We start from the raw sequence: 3,450 nt of genomic DNA, 5'->3' as shown, positions 1-3,450 counted from the left end.
CCTTATGACGAGATAAACGTTATGACGAGTTAACGCTGATTATCTGCGTAAATACGGGATTTCTTTAAATTTATCTCGGCATAATACAAGCAAAAATGCTACACTTTGTTATTCTGTAATCATAAAAAAAGAAAGGAGTCAGAAACTCATGAATTTTGAAATGATTACAGAAGGACTAAAACAACTGTTGCAGGAAAACAACTATTCTTCTGCAACTATCCGCTTTTATGAAGGTGAATGGAATAAGATCCAGTGCTTTCTTACGGAAGAATACGGAAATACCGAATACGATATGGAACGGGGACTTAAATATCTCGAAAAACAATACGGCTTCATTACGAAATATAATAATGGAACGCTTTCCCAACAGAGAGTCCAATTGCTCCGTGTTGTGCATATGCTGGAAGATTACCGTTTGCATCAGGTGCTTACCAGAAGATACTATGCCGCAAAAAATCCTATTACGCTGAATGCGTACTATTTAAATTTATATACGGATTATTTAGATTTCCTGAATTCTACGGAACTGTCAGCAAGTACAATCGGACATTATAAAGGGATTTCCAGGGCTTTTATGGACTATCTTCAGCAGAGGAAGATTGGAACTACAGAAAATATCACTATGGATGTTTGCAATTCTTATCTGAAAACGCTGGCAGGGTATAGTTTTAAGACCATAGAACAGAATGTTTGCGGGATCAGACATTTTCTGCGTTTTATTTATTCTATCGGGATACTCTCCGCTGATTATGCTGAAAAGATCCATATGCCTGCTGTTTCCAAAAGTGCCAAAATACCTTCTGCATGGAAACTTGATGAACTGAAAGCAATGCTTTCGGTCATTGACCGGAACAGCCCTATCGGAAAACGTGACTATGCAATGATCCTTCTTGCATGTGTTCTTGGTCTTCGGATTGGAGATATCAAAAACCTGCGTTTCCAAAACTTTAACTGGGAAGATAAAAAACTGTCCCTCATACAGCATAAAACACATAAACCATTAACTCTGCCAATACCTGATGCTGTAGGCTGGGCGGTGATCGATTATATCAAAAATGGGCGACCTCAGTACTACGAATCGGATCAGGTGTTCCTGAAACATATGCCGCCATTTGATCCTATCGGCAATGAAAACCATATGCATCAACAGCTTGTAAGATACATGAGGAAAGCAGGTATCGACCAGCGTACAAAAAAGCACTCCGGCTTTCATTCCTTAAGACATTCTGCCGGCTCCATGCTGCTGGAAATGGAGACACCGCTTCCGGTCATTACAGATATCCTTGGGCACTCTAACTCTGATGTAACGGCTGTTTATCTGAAGACAGACCTACAGAAACTGGCCGAATGTGTGCTTTCACCGGAGGGATTTCGCCATGGATAAAGAGATTTATAACAGCATTTTTCAAGAGGAGATCCATGATCTTATAGCATTAAAACGCGCACTTGGATTCTCTTATAGAGCAGAGGCAGGTTCTCTGCGACGCATTGACACCTTTTTATGCGAAAACAATCTTTCCGAAAAGCGTATCTCTAAAGAACTTTGTGATCTATGGTGCAGAAAAAGAACTTATGAGACAGTCACAAATCAGGCAAGCCGTATCAGTGTCATGCGGGTTTTCTGCAGATATCTCAACGATATCGGGATTCCTGCATATATTCCACCGAAAGGAATCACCCGGAAAAGGAGCAGATACGATGCACATATTTACACAGATGAAGAACTTCAAAGTTTTTTTGATGCAGTTGACAAAAGTCAGTCGGTGCCGGATTCCTGCCCGTATCGTGCTGATGTGATGCCGGTCTTTTTCCGTATCCTGTACACCAGTGGGATGCGTGTTTCGGAGCTGCGCCTTGCCAGAATCCGTGATATTAACTTCGGAGAAGGGTATATCACTGTTCACGAGGCCAAAAATCATAAAGAGCGGTATGTCCCGATCCATCCTTTACTTATGGATAAGTGTAAGGAATTAAAAGAAAAGATCCATGTCCATTCATCCGATGATGAATATTTCTTTATGCTGCTTCCGGGAAGACCGATGACTTTAGGAAATGTATATAAAAATTTCAGGCGCTATCTGGAACAGGCTGGGATCTCTCACACTGGAAAAGGTCCCCGTATCCATGACTTCCGCCATACTTATTGCGTAAATCTTCTCCGCAAATGGAGCGATGAAGGAAAAGACCTGATTGCGTATCTTCCATATATGCGTACAATGCTTGGACATGAAAGTTTTGAGGAAACAGCGTATTATCTAAAACTTACGGCGGAACGTTTTCCATATATAAAAGAACGGATGATGGAATCTTTTCCTGATCTGATCAGGGAGGCAGTTATCAATGAACACGAATTCTACTGATTTTGCCTGTCTGGTCACAGGATTTTTAACGGACTATCTGCCGCATCATAGATGTTATTCCAGGAATACCATTCTCAGTTACAGAGACACTTTGAAACTGTTCCTTCGGTTTTTAAAAGAAGAAAAAGAAACCTCTCCGAATTCTTTTTATATCAGGGACTTCAAACGTGAACTGGTGATTGAATTCCTGGAATGGTACCGGAACAACGGGGCTGGTATAACTGCAGCAAATCAACGGCTGGCTGCATTGAAAGCATTCAGTGATTATGCACAGCTGGAACATATCGAGTACATTGCCCCTTTACAGAATGTCTCCGGGATCAGGGCAAAAAAGGCTGCACCGAAAGAAGTATCTTTCCTGACTGTGGAACAGATGTCATCACTTATAAACAGTCCGGATGTTAATTCCCATACCGGTTTCCGACACAGGGTGATCCTGACACTTTTGTATGACAGTGGGTGCAGAGTTCAGGAATTATGCGATATTACGATAGCCGATATATCGTTAGGTTCTGTTGCAACCGTAAGATTACACGGAAAAGGCAACAAATATCGTACAGTCGTGATAGCAGACGCAACAGCAAAACTTGTCGAAAACTATCTTAGCCGGTACCGTTCATACGCTGTAGGAACCGATTTTTTGATCACTAACCGTTATCATCGAAAGATTGACCGCGATGGTATCTCTTATATCATAAAAAAATATGTAGATGCGATCCGCAAAAAAGATGCAACATTCCCAGAACATGTACATTGTCATATGTTCCGTCATTCAAAAGCAATGCATATGTTGGAAGCCGGTATCAATATCGTCTATATCAGAGATTTCCTCGGACATGAGGATATTTCTACGACGATGGTTTACGTGAGAGCTGATAATCGTCTGAAAAATGATGCGGTAAATGCACTTGCTCCAAAAGTTACTGAGGAAAGAGATTTTCCTGACTGGAACAAAGATAAAGATCTTTTACAGTTTTTAAATTCCTTAAAGTAGAGAATTATTATGCCGAGTTACGCAAATAGAAACACTGGAAAAATCTAAGAATACTGAACGTATCTCGGCATAACATCTATCTCGTCATAAGGTGGA

Annotated in this window: 3 protein-coding genes; all 3 read left to right on the top strand. The window is 40.9% G+C overall.

Annotation, left to right across the window (positions count from 1 at the left end; genetic code table 11):
• The first annotated feature begins 148 nt into the window (after positions 1 to 148).
• From I4V84_RS19365 to I4V84_RS19355, 3 genes are read left to right on the top strand one after another with little or no spacing between them, the layout of a single operon-like run.
• Entirely contained in the window at positions 149 to 1,384 is a 1,236-nt protein-coding gene (locus I4V84_RS19365) for a site-specific integrase (RefSeq protein ID WP_195993186.1), read from the top strand.
• Complete coding sequence (locus tag I4V84_RS19360) at positions 1,377 to 2,360, top strand: tyrosine-type recombinase/integrase (RefSeq protein ID WP_195993185.1); 984 nt, start codon at positions 1,377 to 1,379, stop codon at positions 2,358 to 2,360. The genes I4V84_RS19365 and I4V84_RS19360 overlap by 8 nt, the downstream gene beginning before the upstream one ends.
• The gene (locus I4V84_RS19355) at positions 2,341 to 3,354 is read left to right on the top strand and encodes a tyrosine-type recombinase/integrase (protein WP_195993184.1); all 1,014 of its coding nucleotides are present in this window, start codon (positions 2,341 to 2,343) and stop codon (positions 3,352 to 3,354) included. The genes I4V84_RS19360 and I4V84_RS19355 overlap by 20 nt, the downstream gene beginning before the upstream one ends.
• The last annotated feature ends 96 nt before the right edge of the window (positions 3,355 to 3,450 follow it).

Origin of the sequence: Ruminococcus sp. 1001713B170207_170306_F1 (genome assembly GCF_015668065.1) — a bacterium.
Classification (GTDB): Bacteria; Bacillota; Clostridia; order Lachnospirales; family Lachnospiraceae; genus Blautia_A; species Blautia_A faecis.
Note: the sequence above shows the minus strand (reverse complement) of the source record. Positions and strands in the feature narration are given on the sequence as shown.

Excerpts from the sequence above, each read along its gene's own strand:
- I4V84_RS19365 (WP_195993186.1), top strand. The coding sequence starts at position 149 with ATGAATTTTGAAATGATTACAGAAGGACTAAAACAACTGTTGCAGGAA.
- I4V84_RS19355 (WP_195993184.1), top strand. The coding sequence starts at position 2,341 with ATGAACACGAATTCTACTGATTTTGCCTGTCTGGTCACAGGATTTTTA.
- I4V84_RS19360 (WP_195993185.1), top strand. The coding sequence starts at position 1,377 with ATGGATAAAGAGATTTATAACAGCATTTTTCAAGAGGAGATCCATGAT.